The sequence below is a fragment of the Rhodococcus sp. 2H158 genome, assembly GCF_053764755.1.
On sequence record NZ_JBSNCE010000003.1, the window covers coordinates 259,202 to 278,371 of the forward strand.

A 19,170-nucleotide genomic window follows, 5' to 3' on the forward strand; every position below is an offset into this window, starting at 1 on the left:
TTATGGACTCACACCACTCGACCCCGGCCCGGCGGGCACGCAGATTCGCCGCCCTCGCAGGCGCCGCGGTCCTGCCGACGGTGGTGGCGTGCGCGCCGCCGGGCAGCGGGAACACCGCGACCGTCCCGACCGACCCGGTGCCGGTGAACATCGATCTCGGCACCGCCCCGATCGAGTTGACCCTGTACGACGGTGCGGGGTTGAAGAAGATCGACGAGGCCCTGATCGCGGCGTTCACCGAGCGCCATCCGAACGTGACCGTCACCCCGCGCTACGACCCGGACGAGGTGCAGGCCGTCAACGCCCCCCGGGTGCTCGCGTCGGAGAATCCGCCGGACATCGCGCGGATCATCGCACTGCCCGCCGCGGTAGCCAACCACCAGCTCACGGCGCTCGATCCGTGGGCCGACGCCTACGGCTGGAACACGCTTCCGCCGGGGCAGAGGGCCATGTACCGGGTCGATGCGAACGGAGTCCGCGGCACCGGCCCGCAGTACACGATGGCCAGCGGGTTCACGGTGACCGGGCTCTACTACAACAAGGAGCTCGCGAACCGGATCGGGATGGTCGAGCCACCCACCACCGTCGCGGAATTCGAGCAGGCCCTGGCGTCGGCGAAAACTGCCGGACTGATCCCGATCATGGCCGGCAACAAGAGCGCGCAGGTCACCTTCCTGGTCCAGATGATGCTGAACACCGCCCTCGGCCCGGACGCGGTCAACGACTGGGTCTTCAACGCGCCCGGCGCCACCCTCGACACCCCCGCCGCGGTCGACGCGGCCGCGGTGGTGGCCGACTGGGCAGCGAAGGGCTACTTCCCCGCCGACACCAACGGCACCGACGCCACCGCCGCCGCCGGACGGTTCGCCGCGGGCGAGGCCCTGTTCTATGTCTCCGGGAACTGGGATGCCGCGACCCTACAGGCCAAGATGGGCGAGAACGTCGGCTTCACCCTGCCACCCGCGCCCACCGGGTCACCCGTGCTGGCCATGTCCGACCCGGTGTCGAACTTCGCAATACCCTCGGGGTCGGACGACAAGAACGCCGCCGCAGCCTTCCTGGACTTCCTCCGCTCCGACGCCGGCCGGCAGGTCGTGGTCGACGCCGGCTTCGCCCCGTCCGGTACCGGCCCGGTCCCGGCCACCACACCCGGATCGCTGGGCGCCCAGATCCAAGCGGCCTTCGACGAACTGGTCGCCGCCGACGGCCAGGTCCAATTCGTCCAGAACGCCACCAACGGCATGTCCGGCACCTGGCTACCGCAGGTCCAGATGCTCGTCGCCGGCCGAACCACGCCCGGCGAGATGATGGCCGCCGTCCAATCCGCATACGAGCAGGACCTCCTGAGATGACCTCCACCGCACACGCCCCCCAGACATCCCCCACCCGGGCGTTCCCGCATCGCGCCGCAACCCGGCCGGGGCGGGGCCACCGCGCCAAACGGGCCCTGACCGGATGGCTGTTCGTCCTGCCCGCCGCGGCGGTGTACACCGTCTTCGTCCTCCGGCCGCTGCTGAGCACCCTCTGGTACTCCCTCTACAACTGGGACGGCATCTCCGTCGGCAGCTGGGTGGGGCTCGGCAACTACCGCCGCGTGCTCACCGACCCGCAGCTGCTGTCCTCGATCGGGCACGCGTTCTTCCTCATCCTGTTCTTCACCGTCCTCCCGGTGATCGGCGGCCTTCTCGTCGCTGCCCTACTCCAGGAGATCCGCATACGCGGCCTCGGCACCCTCACCCGCACCCTGCTGTTCCTACCGCAGATCATTCCCGGCGCGGCCGCGGCGGTCGCGTGGGTGTGGATGTTCTCGACCAACGGCACCGTGAACCAACTGCTCTCGGCCGTCGGCCTGGGCGAGCTCACCCGCTCCTGGCTCGGCGACTTCGACTGGGCCCTGCCCGCCGTCGGCATCATCGGCACCTGGCTCGGCCTCGGATTCTGCACCATCCTGCTGATGGCCGGCATCGGGAAGATCGACATCTCGATCTACGAGGCCGCCCGGCTCGACGGCGCCAGCTTCTTCAGCACCTTCCGACACGTCACCGTTCCAGCCCTGCGGGCCGAGATCGGGGTCTGCGTCACCGTCACCATCATCGCCGCCCTCGCCAGCTTCGACATCGTGTTCATGTCCACCCAGGGCGGACCCGGCTACGCGACCACCGTGCCCGGCGTCCTGATCTACCAACTCGGCTTCACCGAATCCCGGGTCGGACTCGCCAGCGCCCTCGCTGTCGTCCTCACCGGCCTGATCCTGATGGTCATCCTGCCGATCCAGCGCTTCTTCAGAGAGAAATGATCATGAAAACCTCCGCTCGCCAACGGATTCCCGGACTCGTCCTGCTGCTCGGCACCATGATCTTCTCGATCCTGCCGTTGCTCAGCATGCTGTCGGCGGCACTGCAACCGCAGGGCACCGTCCCGCTCGGGCTGTCGTGGCCGTCGAACCCGCACTGGCACAACTTCCTCGACGCCTGGCGCGTCGCGGAGGTGACACCGCTGATGGTCTCGAGCATCATCCTCGTCGCCGGCGTCGTCCCCGTCGCAGCACTGTTCGCTGCAATGGCCGGCTACGGGCTCGGGCAGCTGCACGTGCCCGGAGGCACCGTCGTCTTCCTGCTCCTGCTGCTGGGGTTGACTCTCCCGAAGGAAGCGACGATCGTGCCGCTCTACTACCAGCTGCGCGAGATGAACCTGCTCAACACCCGCCTCGGACTCATCCTGGTTCTCATCGGCACGTTCACGCCCTTCGCCGTCTTCTGGATGCGAGCCCATTTCCTGTCCATGCCGAAAGAGCTCACCGAGGCCGCGGCCCTGGACGGGGCGGGCCCCTGGCAGGCCTTCCGTCACATCCAGATCCCGCTCGCGGTCCCGGCGCTGGCCTCGCTGTGCCTGCTGCTGTTCCTGTGGACCTGGAACACCTTCCTGCAGGCAATCGTCCTCATCGACGACCCCGGTAAGCGGACCATGGCGGGCGCACTGCAGAACTTCGTCGGCCAATACTCCACCGACGTCGTCCTTCTCAACGCCGGATCCCTGCTGATCATGGCACCGACCATCGTGGTGTTCCTGCTGTTCCAGCGCCACTTCGTCAAGGCGATGATCGCCGGCGCCGTCAAGGGCTGACCGTGCCCGCCCACACCACCACCACACCCACACCACCCCCAGGGGAAACCATGCCCACATCACGACAGTGGTGGCACGACGCTGTCATCTACCAGGTGTACCTGCGCAGCTTCGCCGACGGCACCGGCGACGGCATCGGCGACCTCGCGGGGCTCGCCGAGCGCTTGCCGTACCTCGTCGACCTCGGCGTCGACGCAATCTGGATCACCCCCTGGTATCCGTCACCGATGGCGGACGGCGGCTACGACGTCGCCGACTTCCGCGACATCGACCCGCTCTTCGGCACTCTCGACGACGCGGACACCCTGCTGGCCACCGCCCACGCTGCCGGACTCCGCATCATCATCGACCTGCCCGCCAACCACACCTCCGACACCCACCCCTGGTTTCGGGAGGCGTTGCGCAGCGCCCCCGGTTCGCGGGAGCGCGCCAGATACTTCTTCCGCGCCGGCCGCGGCGACACGGGCGAACTTCCGCCGAACGACTGGATCAGCGCATTCGGCGGACCGGCCTGGACCCGCACCACCCGAGAGGACGGACAAGCCGGCCAGTGGTATCTGCACTTGTTCGCACCCGAACAACCCGACCTCGACTGGACCAACCCCGAGGTCCGCACCGAATTTGCTGACGTTCTGCGCTTCTGGTTCGACCGCGGCGTCGACGGCATACGCATCGACGCCGTGTCGGCGATGGCCAAGGTTCCCGGACTGCCGGATGCCGGCCACGCACCGGGAGCCCGGTTCGAATCGAGCACGTGGGTCGACAATCCGCACTGGGATGTCGACGAACTTCACGACATCCTGCGCGAGTTTCGCACCATCGCCGACGGATACGGCCCCGACCGCATGTTCGTCGCCGAGGCGATCGTCCGCAGCCCCGAGCGTCTGGCCCGCTATGTGCGTCCCGGCGAGTTGCACACCGCCTTCAACTTCGACTTCCCCAGAGCCGGCTGGGACCCGGCAGCACTGCGCGAGGCCATCGACCGCAGCCGCGAGGCGCTCCGCGAGGTCGGTGCGCCGACCACCTGGGTGCTCTCGAGCCACGACGAGACCCGCCACCTCACCCGATTCGGGCGCGCCGAAACCAGCACACTGCCAATGACCCTGACCGCCGCCACCGACTCCGATCTCACCCTCGGCGCCCGACGCGCCCGCGCGGCGGCCCTGCTCATGCTCGCCCTGCCCGGCGGTGCCTACCTCTACCAGGGCGAAGAACTCGGCCTCGAGGAAGTCACCGACCTCCCTGCGGAACTGCTGCAGGACCCGACCTGGGAACGGTCCGGGCACACCATCCGCGGCCGCGACGGATGCCGGGTCCCGCTGCCCTGGAGCGGCGACCACCCACCCTTCGGATTCGCCGCCGACGACGTCCAGCCGTGGCTACCCCAACCCGACAACTGGAAGTCGAAGACCGTCGCCGCCGAATCCGACGACCCCGATTCGATGCTCACCCTCTACCGCACCGCACTCCGACTGCGACGCACACTGCCCGCCCTGCACGATGACTCTTTCGCCTGGCAGCCGTCGCCCACCGATGCCCTCGTCTTCGACCGCGGACCGGCGTTTCGGTGCGTCGTGAACCTGTCCCGTCACCCGATTGCGATCGACCCGGACGCAACCGTCCTGCTCGCCTCCGCCGACCTGACCGATGCCCGTTCTCTGCCACCGGACACCGCAATCTGGCTGCGCACCAACCGATAGGACCGTGACACGGCCACTCCATCGAAGAACTCGTCGGATCCGGCGGTGACCACATCGAACGAGCCTTCTCGCCCAAATCCGCCCAGTTTTCGGGGGACACTACGTCGAGCCCGTAGGTCGGCAGCCCGGCCCGGTTCCACCGCGCCCTGCCCTGAGCGCCGGGCTCAGCGGGCGCGGCTGACCGACGACATGTGGAAGTCGGGGACCCGCAGCGGCGGCATCGCGGTGCGCGTGAACCAGTCCTTCCATTCTCGCGGCAGGGTCCGCTCCGTGCGGCCCGCCTCGGTGGTGCGCCGCAGCAGATCCAGCGGGCTCTCGTTGAACCGGAAGTTGTTCACCTCCGCCGTCACCGCACCGTCCTCGACCAGGTACACGCCGTCGCGGGTCAGACCGGTCAGCAGCAACATCGCCGGGTCGACCTCCCGGATGTACCACAGCGTCGTCAGCAACAGTCCCCGCTCGGTGCGGGCCACCATCTCGTCCACGCCGGCCGCGCCGCCGCCGGCCAGCACCAGGTTCTCCCCGGGCGCCGCCACCGGCGCCCCGAACTCGGCGGCCGCGGCCCGCGGGTACGCCAGCGCGTGCACCGCGCCCCCGCGCACCCAGTCGACCCGCCCGGTGTCCATCCCGTTGTCGAACACCGACACCGCGTTCGACGAGGCGGTGGCCGCGACGAACGGCGCGTACTCCAGGCCGGGGGCGGCGGGATCGGAGAACAGGGTCAACGGCAGCGCGGTGAGCCGTTCGCCGACGCGGGTGCCGCCGGGCCGCGACAGCGCGGTGTGCCCCTCCTCGGCGCCGCGGCCCTCCATCGACCACATCAGGTAGATCATCAGGTCCGCCACCGCCGACGGCGGCAGCAGCGTCTCGTAGCGCCCGGCCGGGAGGTCGACCGTGCGGCGCGCCCAGTCCAGCCGCCGCGACAGCTCCGCCAGCAGGGACGGTGTGTCGACGTCGGTGAAGTCGCGGGTGCCGGCCCCGGCCCACGCGCTGGCCCCGTTCAGCCCGCCCCGCTTGCCGTTGATCTCCACCGATCCTTCCGGCTCGGTGAACCGGCGCCGCACCCCGCTGGAGGTGCCCAGCCAGGTCGTCGACACCCGGTGGTGGGCGAAGCCGTAGAGCTGATCGGCGCCGTCGAACCCCGCGGCGAGATCGTCGACGAGCCGCCCGAACACCGAGATGTCCGTCCCGGCCGCGGCGTCGGCCCAGTCGCCGGGCACGCCGTCGCCACCGACGAGCGGCATCGCGTCCTCGGCCGGGGACGCCGCCGCGGCCGCCGCCCCCGCCGCCCGCACGGTCGGGGCGATGTCGGCCGGGTCGACGCTGCTCGACGTCACCACCCCGACGCGGGGGGTGTCGCCGCGCTGCACCGCGATCACCGTCCAGCTGCGCGAGCGCGAAATCCCGTTGGTGGTCATCGAATTTCCGGCCCACCGCAGCGATGCCTCGCCGGTGTCGGTGACCAGCACGATCGTCTCGTCGGCGGTCGAGCAGCGCAGCGCCCGCTCGAGCAGTTCCTGCGCCTCGATCATCGCCCGCCCTCCGCGCGTGTGTTGAGCACGTTCACCGACCGCAGCAGCGCCGACGGGCAGCCGTGGCTGACCGGGGCGACCTGACCGGGCTGGGCCTTGCCGCAGTTCACGGCGCCGCCGAGCTGCCAGGTCGACGGCCCGCCGACCGCCTCGAGCGACCCCCAGAAGTCCGTCGTGGTGGCCTGGTACGCCACGTCGCGCACCTGCCCGGCGAGTTCGCCGCCGCGGATCCGGTAGAACCGCTGACCGGTGAACTGGAAGTTGTAGCGCTGCATGTCGATCGACCAGGACTTGTCACCGACGACGTAGATCCCGTCGTCGACCCGGGCGATGAGGTCGGCGGTGGTGGTGTCGGCCGACGGGTCCGGCTGCAGCGACACGTTCGCCATCCGCTGGAGCGGTACGTGATGCGCCGAGTCGGCGTACGAGCAGCCGTTCGAGCGCCCCAGACCCAGCCGCGGCGCGAACACCCGGTCGAGCTGGTAGCCCACCAGGATCCCGTCCCGCACCAGGTCCCAGGACTGGGCGGCGACCCCGTCGTCGTCCCAGCCGACGCTGGCGAGCCCGTGCGCGACGGTGCGGTCCGCCGTCACGTGCATGACGTCGGTGCCGTAGCGCAGCGTGCCGAGCCCGTCCGGGGTGGCGAACGAGGTGCCCGCATAGGCCGCCTCGTACCCGATGGCCCGATCGTATTCCGTTGCGTGCCCGACCGATTCGTGGAGGGTCAGCCACAGGTTGGTGGGGTCGATCACCAGGTCCGTCGGCCCGGCCTGCACGCTGGGGGCCGCCGCCTTCTCCGCCAGCCAGCCGGGGATCCGCTCCAGCTCCTCGCTCCAGTTCCAGTGCGCGTCGCCGGCCAGATACTCCCAGCCCCGCCCCACCGGCGGGGCGAGGGTGCGCATCGTCTCGAACTCGCCGGTGCGCCGGTCGACGGCGGTCGCCTCGAGCTGCGGCGCCACCCGCACCCGCTGCTGGGTGATCGTCGAGCCGGCCAGGTCCGCGTAGAACGTCTGCTCCTTGATCTGCAGACAGCTCGCCGTCACGTGATCGACCCCGTCGGTGTCGAGCAGCCGCCGCGAGAAGTCCGTCAGCCGCGCCACCTTCTGCGCGGTGGGCACCGTGAACGGATCGACCTCGTACGGTGACACCCACACCGCGTCCGGGTAGACCGGTTCGTCGGCGAGCTCGACCCGTTCCCGGTTCAGCGCCCGCAACGCCCGGGCCACCTCGATTGCCTGCCGCGCGGTCGCCGCCGCGACGGCGGGGCTGAGCTCGGCGTGCGAGGCGAACCCCCACGTGCCGTCGACCACCACCCGCACGGCCAGCCCCGTGTCGACACTGTCGACGGCCGCCTGCACGGCGCCGTCCCGCAGGCTCAACGACTGGCTGTGCACGCGGTGCACCCGCAGATCCGCGTGGGAGGCGCCCGCAGCGCGGGCGACGGACAGCGCGGCGGCCGCGAGCGCCCGCAGCGGCAGGGCGAGGAAGTCGGCGTCGACGGTGCTCACCCGCAATACCGTAGCGGCCCGTGCGCCGGCTCAACCGAACTGCTGCCATCCCAGCCGCACCACCATCACCAGCACCACGGTCAGCAGCACCCCCCGCACGAACCCCGAGCCGCGGCGCAGCGCCGTCCGCGATCCGGCCACCGCGCCCGCGATATTGCACACCGCCAGCGCCAGCCCCAGCGACCACCACACGTGCCCGGTCGCCGCGAAATACACCAGCGCCCCGAGGTTGGACCCGAGGTTGATCACCTTCGCCATCGCCGCCGAGCGCACGAACTCGGTGCCGAGCAGCGTCGCGAACGCGATGATCAGGAACGTGCCGGTGCCGGGGCCGAGCAGCCCGTCGTAGAAACCGATCACCGCGGCCGCCAGCAACACCACCAGCACCGTGCGCCGCAGCGTCGGGCGTTCGTGCGCCAGCGTCGTGCCGACCTGCGGTCGCAGCGTCACGAACACCGCGACCGCCACCAGCACCACCATCACGATCGGAATGAACAGGTCCTTGTCGATCCGCGAGACCGTCGCCGCACCCGCCGCCGCCGCGACCGCGGCCAGCGCCGCCGCCGGAGCCAGGACCGGCCACTGCAGCCGGATCCGCCGCGCGAACGTCACCACCGCCGCACCGGTGCCGCAGATGGCGGTGAGCTTGTTCGTCGCCAGCGCGGCCGCCGGCGTCAGTTGCGGGGCGACGACGAACAGCGCCGGCAACAGGATCAGCCCACCCCCACCGACGACGGCGTCGACCCACCCCGCGGCGGTCGCCGCCACCATCAGAACCGCCCAGTCGCCCGCACCCACGCGGCCATTCGATCACAGCGGCCGGGAGCAAAACCGCCGCGCCGTTCGTTGACCGGATGTGACCGTCGCATCCGCATCCGCATTCGTGCCGCTCCCGGCGCCTGGGAGGATCACCCCATGATCGCGCTGCTGTTCCTGGCCTACGTCGTCGTCGAGATCGGGGTGCTGGCCTGGCTCGGGTCCACCCTGGGCATCGGCGCGACGATCCTGCTGTTCCTCGGGGTGAGCGTCCTCGGCTACCTCGTCCTCGGCGCGCAGGGCCGGCGTGCCCTGCAGAACCTGGGCCGCGTCCGCAGCGCCGGCGCCGACCGTGCCGGATTCGCCGGCGCCGCCGACCGTGCCCTCACGGACGGCGCCCTGATCGGTGTCGGTGCCGCCCTCGTCCTCGTGCCCGGCCCGGTCACCAGCGCCGCCGGGATTCTGCTGCTGCTGCCCCCGACCCGGGCGCTGCTGCGTCCCGCCGTCCGGGCGGTCGCCGCCCGCAAGGTGGCCGCGGCCGCCGCCCGCGGCGGCGGATTCCGCGGCGAACGGCTCGTGGTCGTCGACGGCGAGGTCGTCGAGCACACCGTCGTCGGCACCCCGCGCCTCGGCGCAGCGGCACCCGGCGCGGGCACAGCGCTCGAGGGGGAGATCATCGACCCCCCGCAGCGCCCGCACCAGCCCTGACGGGGCACACTGGGTAGCCGTGAGTTCCCCAGCCCCCCGCACCCAGCTTCTCGTCGGCGGCCGCATCTACAGCGCCAGCGCCCCCGACGCCACCTCGATGGCCGTCACCGACGGGCAGGTCGTGTGGGTGGGGGAGGACCGGCCCGGCCGCGCCCTGCACCCGGACGCCGAGATCGTCGACCTCGACGGCGCGTTCGTCGCGCCCGCGTTCGCCGACACCCACGTGCACGTCACCGCGCACGGCCTGGCCCTGACCGGCCTCGACCTGTCCGGCACCCCCTCCCGCGAGGACGCGCTGCACCGGCTGCGCGACCACGCCGCCCGGCACGCCGACGCCGTCGTCTGGGGCCACGGATGGGACGAGACCCGCTGGCCCGACCCCACCGCACCGACGACCGACGACCTCGACGCCGCCGCCCCGGGCCGCGCCGTCTACCTCACCCGCGTCGACGCCCACTCCGCGGCCGCCTCCACCGCGCTGCGCGCCGCCACCGACCTCGTCGGACTCGACGGCTACCACCCGCAGCGCCCGCTCACCGCGGCCGCGCACCACACCGTCCGCGCCGCCGCCCGCGCCCTGCTCACCCCCGCCCAGCGGGCCCACGCCCGCGCCGCCGCCCTCGACGACTACGCGGCACACGGCATCGTCGCCGTCCACGAGTGCGGCGGCCCGGACATCGCCGGCCGCGACGACTTCGCCGAACTGCTCGCCACCGACCACGCCGTGCAGGTTCGCGGCTACTGGGGCGAGGCCGTCACCACCGCCGACCAGGCCCGCGCGCTCCTCGCCGCCACCGGCGGCCACGCCCTCGGCGGCGACCTGTTCGTCGACGGCGCCCTCGGGTCGCACACCGCGTGGCTCGCCGCGCCCTACACCGACCGCCCCGACTGCTGCGGCACCGCCTACCTCACCGTCGAGCAGATGGCCGCGCACCTGCGGGCCTGCACCGAAGCCGGCATCCAGGCCGGCTTCCACGTCATCGGCGACGCCGCCGTCGACGCCGCGGTGCAGGCGTTCGCGGCCGTCGTCGCCGAGCTCGGCGGCCCGGCCGTCGCGGCCCGCGGGCACCGGCTCGAACACCTCGAGATGGTCACCGCCGAGCAGACCGCCCGGCTCGGCGGCTGGGGCGTGATCGCCAGCATGCAACCGACCTTCGATGCGCTGTGGGGCGGGCCGGACGGGCTGTACGCCACCCGCCTCGGCGCCGACCGCGCCGCCGGGCTCAACCCGTTCGCGCCGCTCGCCGCGACCGGCATGTCGCTCGCCTTCGGCTCCGACGCGCCGGTCACCGCGGCCCGGCCGTGGCCGATGCTGCGCGCCGCCGTGCACCACCGCACCCCGGGCAGCGGAATCTCCCCCCGCGCCGCGTTCGCCGCCGCGACCCGCGGGGCGTGGCGCGCCGGCGGGGTGCGCGACGGAGTCGCCGGCACCCTCGACCCCGGCGCGCCCGCGTCGTACGCGCTCTGGGATGCGGACGAGCTCGTGGTCAGCGCCCCGAAGGACAGCGTGCAGCGCTGGTCGACCGACCCACGGTCGCGGGTGGCGCCGCTGCCGGACCTCGAGCCGGGCACGCCCGACCCGGTGCTGCTGCGCAGCGTGCACCGCGGCCGCGTCGTGTACGCACGGTGATCGGGCCGCGCGCCGCCGCCCGGCCGGTGGTTGCCCGCACCGCCGCCGCCCGGCCGGTGGTTGCCCGCACCGTCGCCGCCGTCGCGGCGGGGCTGCTGTTGTTCACGAGTTTCCCGCCGCGGCCGCTGTGGTTCCTCGCGCCGCTGGGCATCGCGCTGCTCACCACGATCCTGGCGGCGCCGACGCTGCGCCGCCGTGCCGGCTTCGGCTACGGTTACCTCGCCGGCCTGGGGTTCTTCGTGCCGCTGCTGCCGTGGGTCGGCGAGTACGTCGGCCCGCTGCCGTGGCTGGCGCTCGCGGCCGCCGAATCCGTGTTCGTCGGCCTGTTCGGGGTGATCGCGGTGCAGGTGCGTGCCCTGCCCGGTGCCCCGGTGTGGATCGCGGCCGGCTGGAGCCTGACCGAATACCTGAGGGCGAGCGTGCCCTTCGGCGGCTTCCCCTGGGGCCGGCTCGCATTCGGGCAACCGGACGGGCCGCTGGTCGGTCTCGCCGCGGTCGGCGGGGCGCCGCTGGTGTCGTTCGCCGTGGCGCTGACCGGCACCGGCCTGTGGGCGTGCGGCCGCGCCGGCCTGCGCTACGCCCGCGGGCACCGGGAGCGGTCACCGCTGCTGCGGGCCGCCGCGGTGACCGTCGCCGCGCCGCTGGTCGCGTTGGCGACCTGGCCGGCGCTGCCCGCCCCCGAGCCGGGCGAACGCACCGTCACCGTCGCCGCGATCCAGGGCAGCGTGCCGCGGCTGGGACTGGACTTCAACGCCCAGCGCAAGGCCGTGCTGAACAACCACGTGGCCCGCACCCTGGAGCTGGCCGACCGGGTCCGGGCCGGCACCGCGCCGCGCCCGGACGTGGTGATCTGGCCGGAGAACGCCTCCGACATCGACCCGCTGCGCAACCGCGACGCGGCCGCCGACATCGGCGCCGCGGCGGCCGCGGTCGGCGCCCCGATCCTGGTGGGCGCCGTGCTGGTCAACGGGGACGGCACCACCACCAACTCGGTGATCGTGTGGGACGCGGCCGGCGGGCCGGGGGAGCGGCACGACAAACGCATCATCCAGCCGTTCGGCGAGTACCTGCCGTACCGCTCGTTCTTCCGGTTGTTCTCCGACTACGCCGATCGGGCCGGGCACTTCGTACCCGGCGACGGCGACGGCACCGTCCACGCCGCCGGCCTCCCGATCGGTGTGGCCACCTGCTACGAGGTGGCGTTCGACCGGGCGCTGCGGGACTCGGTGCGCGCCGGCGCGCAGCTGCTGGCCGTGCCCACCAACAACGCCACCTTCGGCGACACGGAGATGACCTACCAGCAGCTGGCGATGTCCCGGGTGCGGGCCGTCGAGCACGGCCGTGCCGTGGTGGTGGCCGCCACGAGCGGGGTCAGCGCCGTGGTCGCGGCGGACGGTACGGTCACCGAGCGCAGCGCCCTGTTCGTACCCGAGGTGCTGGTGGCGCAGGTGCCGCTACGCACGACGGCTACGCTGGCTACTCGGCTCGGACCGATTCCGGAGCTCGTGCTCTGCGTCGGTGCCGTCGCCGCCGTCGGCGTGGCGCTGGTGCGCTCGCGCGGGCGGAGCACCACCGTGCCGGCCGCAGCCGGCACCGCGAGATGACCGGCCCACCGCCGGTTCGACAGGAAGGACCTTCGATGGCAGCGGCGACGCCGGCCGGGAACGACAGTGCGCCGAGCGCCCGGACCCTGGTGATCATTCCGACGTACAACGAACGCGACAACATCGGCCTGATCGTCGGCCGGTTGCACGCCGCGCTGCCGCACACGCACGTGCTGATCGTCGACGACGGCAGCCCGGACGGCACCGGGGACGTGGCCGATCGTCTCGCCACCGCGAGCGAGGGCCGCATCCACGTGATGCACCGCACGGAGAAGAACGGTCTCGGTGCCGCGTACATCGCCGGTTTCCGTTGGGGACTCGAGCGTGGCTACACCGTGCTGGTGGAGATGGACGCCGACGGCAGCCACGCCCCCGAGCAACTGCACCTGCTGCTCGAGCGGATCGATGCGGGCGCCGACCTGGTGCTGGGCTCGCGGTACGTGCCCGGCGGCACGGTCGTGAACTGGCCGTGGCACCGGGAGGTGCTCTCCCGCGGCGGCAACATCTACTCGCGGCTCGCGCTGGGGGTGAGGATCCACGACATCACCGGCGGCTACCGCGCCTACCGCCGCGCAGTGCTCGAGAAGCTCGACCTCGCCGCGGTCGCCTCGCACGGCTACTGCTTCCAGGTCGACCTCGCCTGGCGGGCCGTGCAGGCCGGGTTCACCGTCGCCGAGGTGCCGATCACCTTCACCGAGCGGATCATCGGCGAGTCGAAGATGAGCGGCAGCATCGTGCAGGAGGCCCTGATCAAGGTCACCGTGTGGGGTGTGCGCAACCGGTGGGCGAAGCTGCGCGGCCTGCTGCGCCGCTGAGCGGCGACCGGGGGGAGGGGTTCATTCGACGTTCTTGACCTCGATCTTCTTCCCGGCCTCCTGCTGCTCGGCGAGACCGATCGACACGGTGAGGATGCCCTTGGTGTAGGACGCTTCGACATCGTCGTCCTTCGCGCCCGGGGGCAGGGTCACCGAGCGCCGGAACGAGCCGTAGTGGAACTCCGAGCGTCCACCCTCGGACTTCTCCTCGGTGCGTTCGGCCGTGATCTCGAGCTGCCCCGCGTGGATCGAGACATTGATGTCCTTCTCGGGGTCGAGCCCGGGCAGTTCGGCCCGCAGGACGTACCGGTCGTCCTCGACGCGGTCCTCGACACGGATGAGGTTTCCGCCGAGAGCGGGACGCAGACCGGTGAAGGGGAAGGCGTCGAAGAACTCGGACAGGTCCGGGAACACCGAACGGGAACGGCGTGCTGGCACAGCGGACATGTCTGCTCCTCTCTAGGAATCGGATCGATGGAAGGTCGTTCCGTCTCCATTCGACTCCTCTCGCCGAGGTCCCGACAGGGCCGGAAGTCCCCGCCCCGCGGCGCCGAACGTTCGCACGGGAGCGCGACAGCCGGCAACGATCGTTCGCCACCTTCGCCGGGCGTCATCGAACGTTCGTCAGCCCGGGTCCGCGGTGCGGTGATCGCGTTCGCGCCGCAGCTCGGCGACCTGCACCTGCAACTCGGCGATGTGGGCCCGCGCCTCGCGCAGCTGGGTGGCCCGCTCGTCGGCCAGTTCGGCGCGCACCATCGCCAGATCCGCCTCGAGTTCGGCGACGCGCTGCCAGGCCTCGGCCGCCGCCCGCAGCGCCTCGTCGCGTTCGGTGCGCAGCCGTGCCGCCTCGAGGTCCACCGCACCCGTCCCTCCAGCCCGGGGGGCTCCCGGCACGGCGCCGATCCGGGGCTCCGCGGCCCCCGGTGGCCGCGGAGCCGGGGTCGGCGGGGGTGCCGGCGGCACCGAAGAGGGGGAGGGGTCGGCGGCGGAGGGGGCAGAGGTCCGGCGTTGACGCTCGCGCCAGGCGCGCGCACGTTCGGCGCTGTTGGCGTACTGCTTGCGGCGGCCGCCCGTCGCCGGGGTCTCCCCGATCGGCGTGCCGCGCGACGAGGCTGCATCGCTCACGACCGCAGATTACCAGGGCGAACACCTTCGAACGTTCGAGTCAAACGTTCGAAGGTCACGAATCGGCCATTCTCTCGAACGTTCGCATCGTTCGTTCGGTTTCGGTCGTTCTACCAGGTGACGGGCAGATCGTCGGCGACACCCAGGTCGGCGCACAACCGGCGGATCGCGCTGCAGTCCTGCACCACACGCCGCGGATGCGGCGCCGCCGCGGTGTTCGCGAGCATCTCCCGCCCGCCCGGAACGCGCTCCGCCTCCACGATCGCCGCCCAGGTTCCCAGATCGCTGCCGGTGAAGGCCTCGATGCCCGCCGCCAGGGCCTCGAGCAGCTGCGCCCGGTCGCCGGGCCCGAGATCGGTGAACACCATCTTCAGCAGCTCGGCCGCGAGGGAGGCGTGGCTGAGCTCGTCGCGCCGGTGCAGGGCCACCGTCGTGCGGTTGACCGGCTGCAGCTCCTCGTCCTCGGTCATCAATCCGAGGAACGCGCTGATGGAGGTCTCGGCGACGGTGGTGAACGCCAGCCGGATCAGGGCCTGCGCCCGCGGATCCGGCGCGGCGTCGACGGCGGCGCGGTGCTCGCGCACGGTCCGGCACGGCGGCAGCGCGGACTCTGGCATCCGCCAGCCGCGACGACGGCGGATCACCGCGCTCGCGTTGAGATGCATCAGGGTGTGGTACTGCTCGTCGACCATCGCCTGCAGCACCCCCGCGGTGACGGTGTCCGACGGTCCGACCTCGAAGAAGTCCGTCGTGATCAGCGCGAAGCCGGGATTGACCACGTACTGCTCGATGTCCATGACGTTCTTGTTGTACGCGATCCACCCCCAGCCCCGCAGCCGGGCCCGGCGCTCCTCGTCCAGGGCGCGGTACGCGGGGTGGGTGTGGAACGGCACGAGTTCGTCCGGGAAGTCCAGCCGGGTCGGATCGAACAGCTCGTCGAGATCGGGTTCGCGCTTCTTGACCGTGGCGCGCCGCCCCCACGACCGCGCCAGGCCCCGCACGACGGCGCTCTCGACGACGTCGTGCGGATCGTGGTCGGGCAGCGCGGGCGCGAGCAGCGGGCCCCGGGCCCCGGACAGATCAGGCTCGGCCATGGCGGCTCTCCGTTTCCTCGTGCGTCAGATCCGCGAACAGCCCCGCACACAGCTCACGGTACCGGTCGGCGTCCGCGCCCAGCGGCGTTCCGGCCCGGGCCAGCAGGTCCGCGAACCCGGCCACCGAACCGGCGCCGACCACTGCGTCGAGTTCGTCGAGGGAGGCGCGCAGCGCCGCCCGGGCGGCGGCCGCGTGCGGATTGCCGGCCTGCACGTCGAGATACACCTCGGGCGCGCCGGCGGCGATCCGCGCGAGCAGCGCCCGCAGCAGCAGGTGCGGCGGTGGGGCGGTCGCCGCCGCCACCGACGGGGACACGTCGAGCCGGCCCAGCGCCAGCCCGAACGCCAGGACCGCCGCGTGGGTGGCGGCCTGGGTGGCCGCCGCGACCCGGTCGTGTTCGTCCGCCGTCAGCCGCACCACCTGCGCACCCCACCGGCCCAACACCCCGAGCAGCGACTCGACCGCCGGACCGGGCCGGTGCTCGACCACCGCCACCGGCCGTCCGGCCATGCCCAGCGCCGGCGCGAACATCGGATTCAGCCCCACACACTGCACGGACCACCCCGGCTCGCGCACGGCCCGCGCCCACGCCGACTTCACCGACAGCGTCTCGACGAGCACCGCGGCCGGCGACAGCAGCGCACCGAGCGGGGCGGCGGCGGCGAGTGCCGTGGTCTCGGGCAGGGCCAGCACCACCGTCGGAGCGACCCGTACCGCGTCCCGCATCGCCGCCGTGGGGGCGGTGACATCGCCGCGCAGCGCGGCCGGGTCGTCGCCGGCGGCCGGGTCGATCACCACCACGGCGGTGCCGTCGCGGCGGAACGCCTCGACCAGCATCCGGCCGACCGCGCCGGCACCGCCGGCGACGACCACGGGACCGGCCGTGTCGTTCACGCGCGGGGGCCGTCCTCGGGCGGCTCGTTCACCGACAGGGTGCGGCGCATCGCCACCGCCTTGACCATCGTCTCCTCGAGTTCGTCCGCCGGATCCGACAAGGCGACGATGGCGCCGCCGATTCCGAAGCCCACCTCGTGCTCGGTGGCGACCATGGTGCGGATGACGATCGACAGGTCCGCCGCCCCCGTCGGGGACAGGTATCCCAGCGCCCCCGAATACACGCCGCGGGGGCCGTCCTCGAGCTTGTCGATGATCTCCATGGTGCGCAGCTTCGGCGCCCCGGTCATCGACCCGCCCGGGAACGCGGCCCGCACGCAGTCCACCGCGGTGGCATCCGGGCGCAACGTCCCCCGGACCGTGGAGACCAGCTGGTGCACCGCCGCGTACGTCTCGACGTCGAACAGCTTCGGCACGTGCACCGAGCCGGGTACACACACCCGCGAGAGGTCGTTGCGCACCAGGTCGACGATCATCAGGTTCTCCGATTGGTCCTTCTCGCTGTCGAGCAGGCTCTGCCGCAACGCCCGGTCCGCGTCCTCGGTGGTGCCGCGCGGCCGGGTGCCTTTGATCGGCTTCGACTCGACCACCCGGTCCGGGCCGACCCGCAGGAACCGCTCCGGCGAGGCGCTGAGCACCGACACCTCCGGGAATCGCAGCAGGGCGCTGTACGGGGTCGGGCTGAGTTCCCGCAGCGTCGCGTAGGTGTGCAGCGGATCCACGCTGCGCTCCACGGTCGCCGCATTGGTCAGGCACACCTCGTACGTCTCGCCGCTGCGGATCTCGGCGATCGACTGGGCGATCAGCTCGAGATACCGCTGCGGCTCGTGCCGCAACCGCACCTGCAGATCCCGCTCGGCCCGCACCAGCGGCGCCGTGGCCGGCGCCGTGGCGGACTCCGGCAGGGACTCGAGCACCGCAGCGGTCTCGTCGAACCACGCGGTCGTGGCCGGCTCACCGGTCCGCTCGCTCAGCGCCAGCAGATAGCAGCAGCGCGCCTCGTGGTCGAGCACCACCGCGCGGTCGGCGAACACCATCGCCGCGTCCGCGATAGGGGACGTGTGCACCAGCTGGCCGCCGGTGTCGGCCTTGAGCTCGTACCCCAGGTAGCCCACATACCCGAGGGCGAACGCGAACGGCAGGTCGTCGCGCCGGGCCACCGTGCGCTCGGCGAGGCGACGGTCGACGTGGTCGAAGAAGGTGGTGTGGAACTCGGCGACCGGTGCCCCGGCCCGCTGTTCGCGCACCAGGGTCTCGGCGACGCTGTAGGTGACGAACTCGGCGCGCGGTCCCGACCCGTCCCCGAGGATGGAGAACCGCGAGTTCGGCTCGGTGGCGGCACTGCCGTCCAGCCAGAAGCTGTGCGGGCCCTCGGCGAACAACGCTTCGAACACCCGTTGCGGGTCCGGGTTGTGCTCGATCCGGCGGCTCTCGAGCACCAGCGCCGGGGGCCGGGCCGTCGGCGCGGGCGGAAGGGCCGGCTCCGGCGGGTGGGGCCGGGCCGGGGTCGCGTCGCGGAAGTTCGCCAGCAGTTCGCGGCCGTACTCGGTGCAGATCGATTCGGGGTGGAACTGCACCCCCCACAGCGGCCGGGTCCGGTGGGCGACCCCCATCAGCAGCCCGTCCTCGGTCCAGGCGACGGCCTCGAGCTCGTCGGGCACCCGGTCGACGACCAGCGAGTGGTACCTCACCGCCGCGAACGGCGAGGGAATGCCGGCGAACAGCCCGGTGCCGGTGTGCCGGATCCGCGAGAGCCGTCCGTGCACCGGTTGCGGGGCGCGCACCACGTCGCTGCCGAACAGGTTGCACAGGCCCTGGTGACCCAGGCACACCCCGAGCACCGGCAGACCGGAGTCGAGCAGGGCGTGGGAGCTGATCCCGAAGTCGCGGGCCCGGTCGGGCCGCCCCGGCCCGGGGGAGACGACGATGTTGTCGAACCGGTCCAGGTCCAGGCACTCCCACGGGGTGTCGTTGCTGACGACCGTGGGTGCAACACCGTTGACCTCCGCAAGCAGGCTGTAGAGGTTGTAGGTGAACGAGTCGTAGTTGTCGATCAGCAGGGTGCGGATCGAACCGGCGGGCGGCGGCGCGGCCATGACCGGCCTCAGGTCCGGGTCTCGCGCAGCTCGGCCGACGCCGAGCCAGTGCCGTCGATGATGAGGTCCTCGACCCGGCACGCCTCCGCGATGAGCAGCGCGTACAACGAGTGCAGGAACTCGGGCGACATGGCGTTGCGGTGCGCGTAGGTCTCGGCGCGGTCGTGCACGACCTGCATCCGCCCCGGCTGCAGCATCGGGATGGCGTGCCGCTGTTTCAGGTGCGCGATGCGGGCGCAGATCCGCAGCCGGTCCCGGACGTCGTCGAGGAGCCGGGCATCGACGCGGTCGAGTTCGGTGCGCAGCCCGTCGAGCAGGCGGTCCGGCGTGGATTCGGCGGTGGCGCCCGCCCTGCGGTCGTTGCTGTTGTCCATTGCTTCTCGCCCCCTGTACCACGTCCCGAAACCCCAGTGGGTCATTCCGTTTCGCGTCGTCCGAGGTCGCCGGTCCGAGAATCCGGCCGGTGTTCGATCATGATGACACGCGCGCGAAGGCGCTGTCGGCGTTTGATCTTTTTGTGCCGTGCGCGCAACACGGCCGACCCCTGGGGGCCCGTGATGCGCGATGCCGCCCCCGGGACGGGT

The 19,170-nt window shown here is 72.3% G+C and carries 17 protein-coding genes; 8 read left to right on the top strand and 9 right to left on the bottom strand.

Annotation, left to right across the window (positions count from 1 at the left end):
- Positions 1 to 2 precede the first annotated feature (2 nt).
- The 4 genes from ACWPOB_RS04580 to ACWPOB_RS04595 are packed head-to-tail and all read left to right on the top strand — an operon-like array spanning position 3 to position 4,823.
- A complete protein-coding gene (locus tag ACWPOB_RS04580) occupies positions 3 to 1,352 on the top strand; it encodes an ABC transporter substrate-binding protein (RefSeq protein ID WP_455400041.1) in 1,350 nt (449 codons plus the stop codon).
- Positions 1,349 to 2,296, top strand: a complete 948-nt coding sequence (locus tag ACWPOB_RS04585) for a carbohydrate ABC transporter permease (RefSeq protein ID WP_455400042.1) — start codon at positions 1,349 to 1,351, stop codon at positions 2,294 to 2,296. The genes ACWPOB_RS04580 and ACWPOB_RS04585 overlap by 4 nt, the downstream gene beginning before the upstream one ends.
- 2 nt (positions 2,297 to 2,298) lie before the next feature.
- Positions 2,299 to 3,123 carry a carbohydrate ABC transporter permease gene (locus ACWPOB_RS04590; protein WP_029543784.1) on the top strand — a complete coding sequence of 275 codons (825 nt, stop codon included), beginning with the start codon at positions 2,299 to 2,301 and terminating at the stop codon, positions 3,121 to 3,123.
- A gap of 50 nt (positions 3,124 to 3,173) precedes the next feature.
- A complete protein-coding gene (locus tag ACWPOB_RS04595) occupies positions 3,174 to 4,823 on the top strand; it encodes a glycoside hydrolase family 13 protein (RefSeq protein ID WP_455400043.1) in 1,650 nt (549 codons plus the stop codon).
- 164 nt (positions 4,824 to 4,987) lie between these two features.
- On the opposite strand, the gene ACWPOB_RS04600 is transcribed toward ACWPOB_RS04595, so the two are convergent.
- From ACWPOB_RS04600 to ACWPOB_RS04610, 3 genes are read right to left on the bottom strand one after another with little or no spacing between them, the layout of a single operon-like run.
- Positions 4,988 to 6,355, bottom strand: coding sequence for a metallopeptidase TldD-related protein (locus ACWPOB_RS04600; protein ID WP_455400044.1), 1,368 nt, complete (start codon positions 6,353 to 6,355; stop codon positions 4,988 to 4,990).
- The gene (locus ACWPOB_RS04605) at positions 6,352 to 7,863 is read right to left on the bottom strand and encodes a TldD/PmbA family protein (RefSeq protein WP_100058766.1); all 1,512 of its coding nucleotides are present in this window, start codon (positions 7,861 to 7,863) and stop codon (positions 6,352 to 6,354) included. Before ACWPOB_RS04605 ends, ACWPOB_RS04600 begins: the two co-directional genes overlap by 4 nt.
- A 30-nt stretch (positions 7,864 to 7,893) precedes the next feature.
- On the bottom strand, positions 7,894 to 8,661 hold the full coding sequence (locus tag ACWPOB_RS04610; RefSeq protein ID WP_100058767.1) for a TSUP family transporter: 768 nt from the start codon (positions 8,659 to 8,661) through the stop codon (positions 7,894 to 7,896).
- A gap of 117 nt (positions 8,662 to 8,778) precedes the next feature.
- Here ACWPOB_RS04610 and ACWPOB_RS04615 point away from each other — a divergent pair, with 117 nt between their 5' ends.
- Genes ACWPOB_RS04615 through ACWPOB_RS04630 form a run of 4 tightly spaced genes read left to right on the top strand, consistent with a single transcriptional unit; the run spans position 8,779 to position 13,376 of the window.
- On the top strand, positions 8,779 to 9,327 hold the full coding sequence (locus ACWPOB_RS04615; RefSeq protein WP_455400045.1) for an FxsA family protein: 549 nt from the start codon (positions 8,779 to 8,781) through the stop codon (positions 9,325 to 9,327).
- A 19-nt stretch (positions 9,328 to 9,346) separates the two neighbouring features.
- On the top strand, positions 9,347 to 10,957 hold the full coding sequence (locus ACWPOB_RS04620; RefSeq protein WP_455400046.1) for an amidohydrolase: 1,611 nt from the start codon (positions 9,347 to 9,349) through the stop codon (positions 10,955 to 10,957).
- Positions 10,958 to 10,983: 26 nt separating this feature from the next.
- Positions 10,984 to 12,561, top strand: a complete 1,578-nt coding sequence (gene lnt / locus ACWPOB_RS04625; RefSeq protein ID WP_455400066.1) for an apolipoprotein N-acyltransferase — start codon at positions 10,984 to 10,986, stop codon at positions 12,559 to 12,561.
- Positions 12,562 to 12,596: 35 nt separating this feature from the next.
- Positions 12,597 to 13,376 carry a polyprenol monophosphomannose synthase gene (locus ACWPOB_RS04630; protein ID WP_455400047.1) on the top strand — a complete coding sequence of 260 codons (780 nt, stop codon included), beginning with the start codon at positions 12,597 to 12,599 and terminating at the stop codon, positions 13,374 to 13,376.
- A gap of 21 nt (positions 13,377 to 13,397) precedes the next feature.
- Here the strand turns inward: ACWPOB_RS04630 and ACWPOB_RS04635 are convergent, their stop codons facing one another.
- From ACWPOB_RS04635 to ACWPOB_RS04660, 6 genes are all read right to left on the bottom strand, one after another.
- Positions 13,398 to 13,823, bottom strand: coding sequence for an Hsp20/alpha crystallin family protein (locus ACWPOB_RS04635; protein WP_455400048.1), 426 nt, complete (start codon positions 13,821 to 13,823; stop codon positions 13,398 to 13,400).
- A gap of 177 nt (positions 13,824 to 14,000) precedes the next feature.
- A complete protein-coding gene (locus ACWPOB_RS04640) occupies positions 14,001 to 14,501 on the bottom strand; it encodes a hypothetical protein (RefSeq protein ID WP_455400049.1) in 501 nt (166 codons plus the stop codon).
- Between the two features lie 110 nt (positions 14,502 to 14,611).
- Positions 14,612 to 15,595: an AurF N-oxygenase family protein gene (locus ACWPOB_RS04645; protein WP_455400050.1), complete on the bottom strand. Its 984-nt coding sequence runs from the start codon at positions 15,593 to 15,595 to the stop codon at positions 14,612 to 14,614.
- Positions 15,582 to 16,490 (bottom strand): prephenate dehydrogenase/arogenate dehydrogenase family protein, encoded by a 909-nt coding sequence (locus ACWPOB_RS04650; protein WP_455400051.1) that lies wholly within the window; start codon positions 16,488 to 16,490, stop codon positions 15,582 to 15,584. The genes ACWPOB_RS04645 and ACWPOB_RS04650 overlap by 14 nt, the downstream gene beginning before the upstream one ends.
- On the bottom strand, positions 16,487 to 18,586 hold the full coding sequence (gene pabB, locus ACWPOB_RS04655) for an aminodeoxychorismate synthase component I (protein ID WP_455400052.1): 2,100 nt from the start codon (positions 18,584 to 18,586) through the stop codon (positions 16,487 to 16,489). The genes ACWPOB_RS04650 and pabB overlap by 4 nt, the downstream gene beginning before the upstream one ends.
- 8 nt (positions 18,587 to 18,594) lie before the next feature.
- Entirely contained in the window at positions 18,595 to 18,960 is a 366-nt protein-coding gene (locus ACWPOB_RS04660) for a chorismate mutase (protein WP_100058623.1), read from the bottom strand.
- Positions 18,961 to 19,170: the final 210 nt, after the last annotated feature.

Bases quoted from the DNA above. Each gene is read 5' to 3' on its own strand.
- ACWPOB_RS04580 (WP_455400041.1), top strand. From the start codon at position 3: ATGGACTCACACCACTCGACCCCGGCCCGGCGGGCACGCAGATTCGCC.
- ACWPOB_RS04585 (WP_455400042.1), top strand. From the start codon at position 1,349: ATGACCTCCACCGCACACGCCCCCCAGACATCCCCCACCCGGGCGTTC.
- ACWPOB_RS04590 (WP_029543784.1), top strand. From the start codon at position 2,299: ATGAAAACCTCCGCTCGCCAACGGATTCCCGGACTCGTCCTGCTGCTC.
- ACWPOB_RS04595 (WP_455400043.1), top strand. From the start codon at position 3,174: ATGCCCACATCACGACAGTGGTGGCACGACGCTGTCATCTACCAGGTG.
- ACWPOB_RS04600 (WP_455400044.1), bottom strand. From the start codon at position 6,355: ATGATCGAGGCGCAGGAACTGCTCGAGCGGGCGCTGCGCTGCTCGACC.
- ACWPOB_RS04615 (WP_455400045.1), top strand. From the start codon at position 8,779: ATGATCGCGCTGCTGTTCCTGGCCTACGTCGTCGTCGAGATCGGGGTG.
- ACWPOB_RS04630 (WP_455400047.1), top strand. From the start codon at position 12,597: ATGGCAGCGGCGACGCCGGCCGGGAACGACAGTGCGCCGAGCGCCCGG.
- ACWPOB_RS04635 (WP_455400048.1), bottom strand. From the start codon at position 13,823: ATGTCCGCTGTGCCAGCACGCCGTTCCCGTTCGGTGTTCCCGGACCTG.
- ACWPOB_RS04645 (WP_455400050.1), bottom strand. From the start codon at position 15,595: ATGGCCGAGCCTGATCTGTCCGGGGCCCGGGGCCCGCTGCTCGCGCCC.
- pabB (WP_455400052.1), bottom strand. From the start codon at position 18,586: ATGGCCGCGCCGCCGCCCGCCGGTTCGATCCGCACCCTGCTGATCGAC.
- ACWPOB_RS04660 (WP_100058623.1), bottom strand. From the start codon at position 18,960: ATGGACAACAGCAACGACCGCAGGGCGGGCGCCACCGCCGAATCCACG.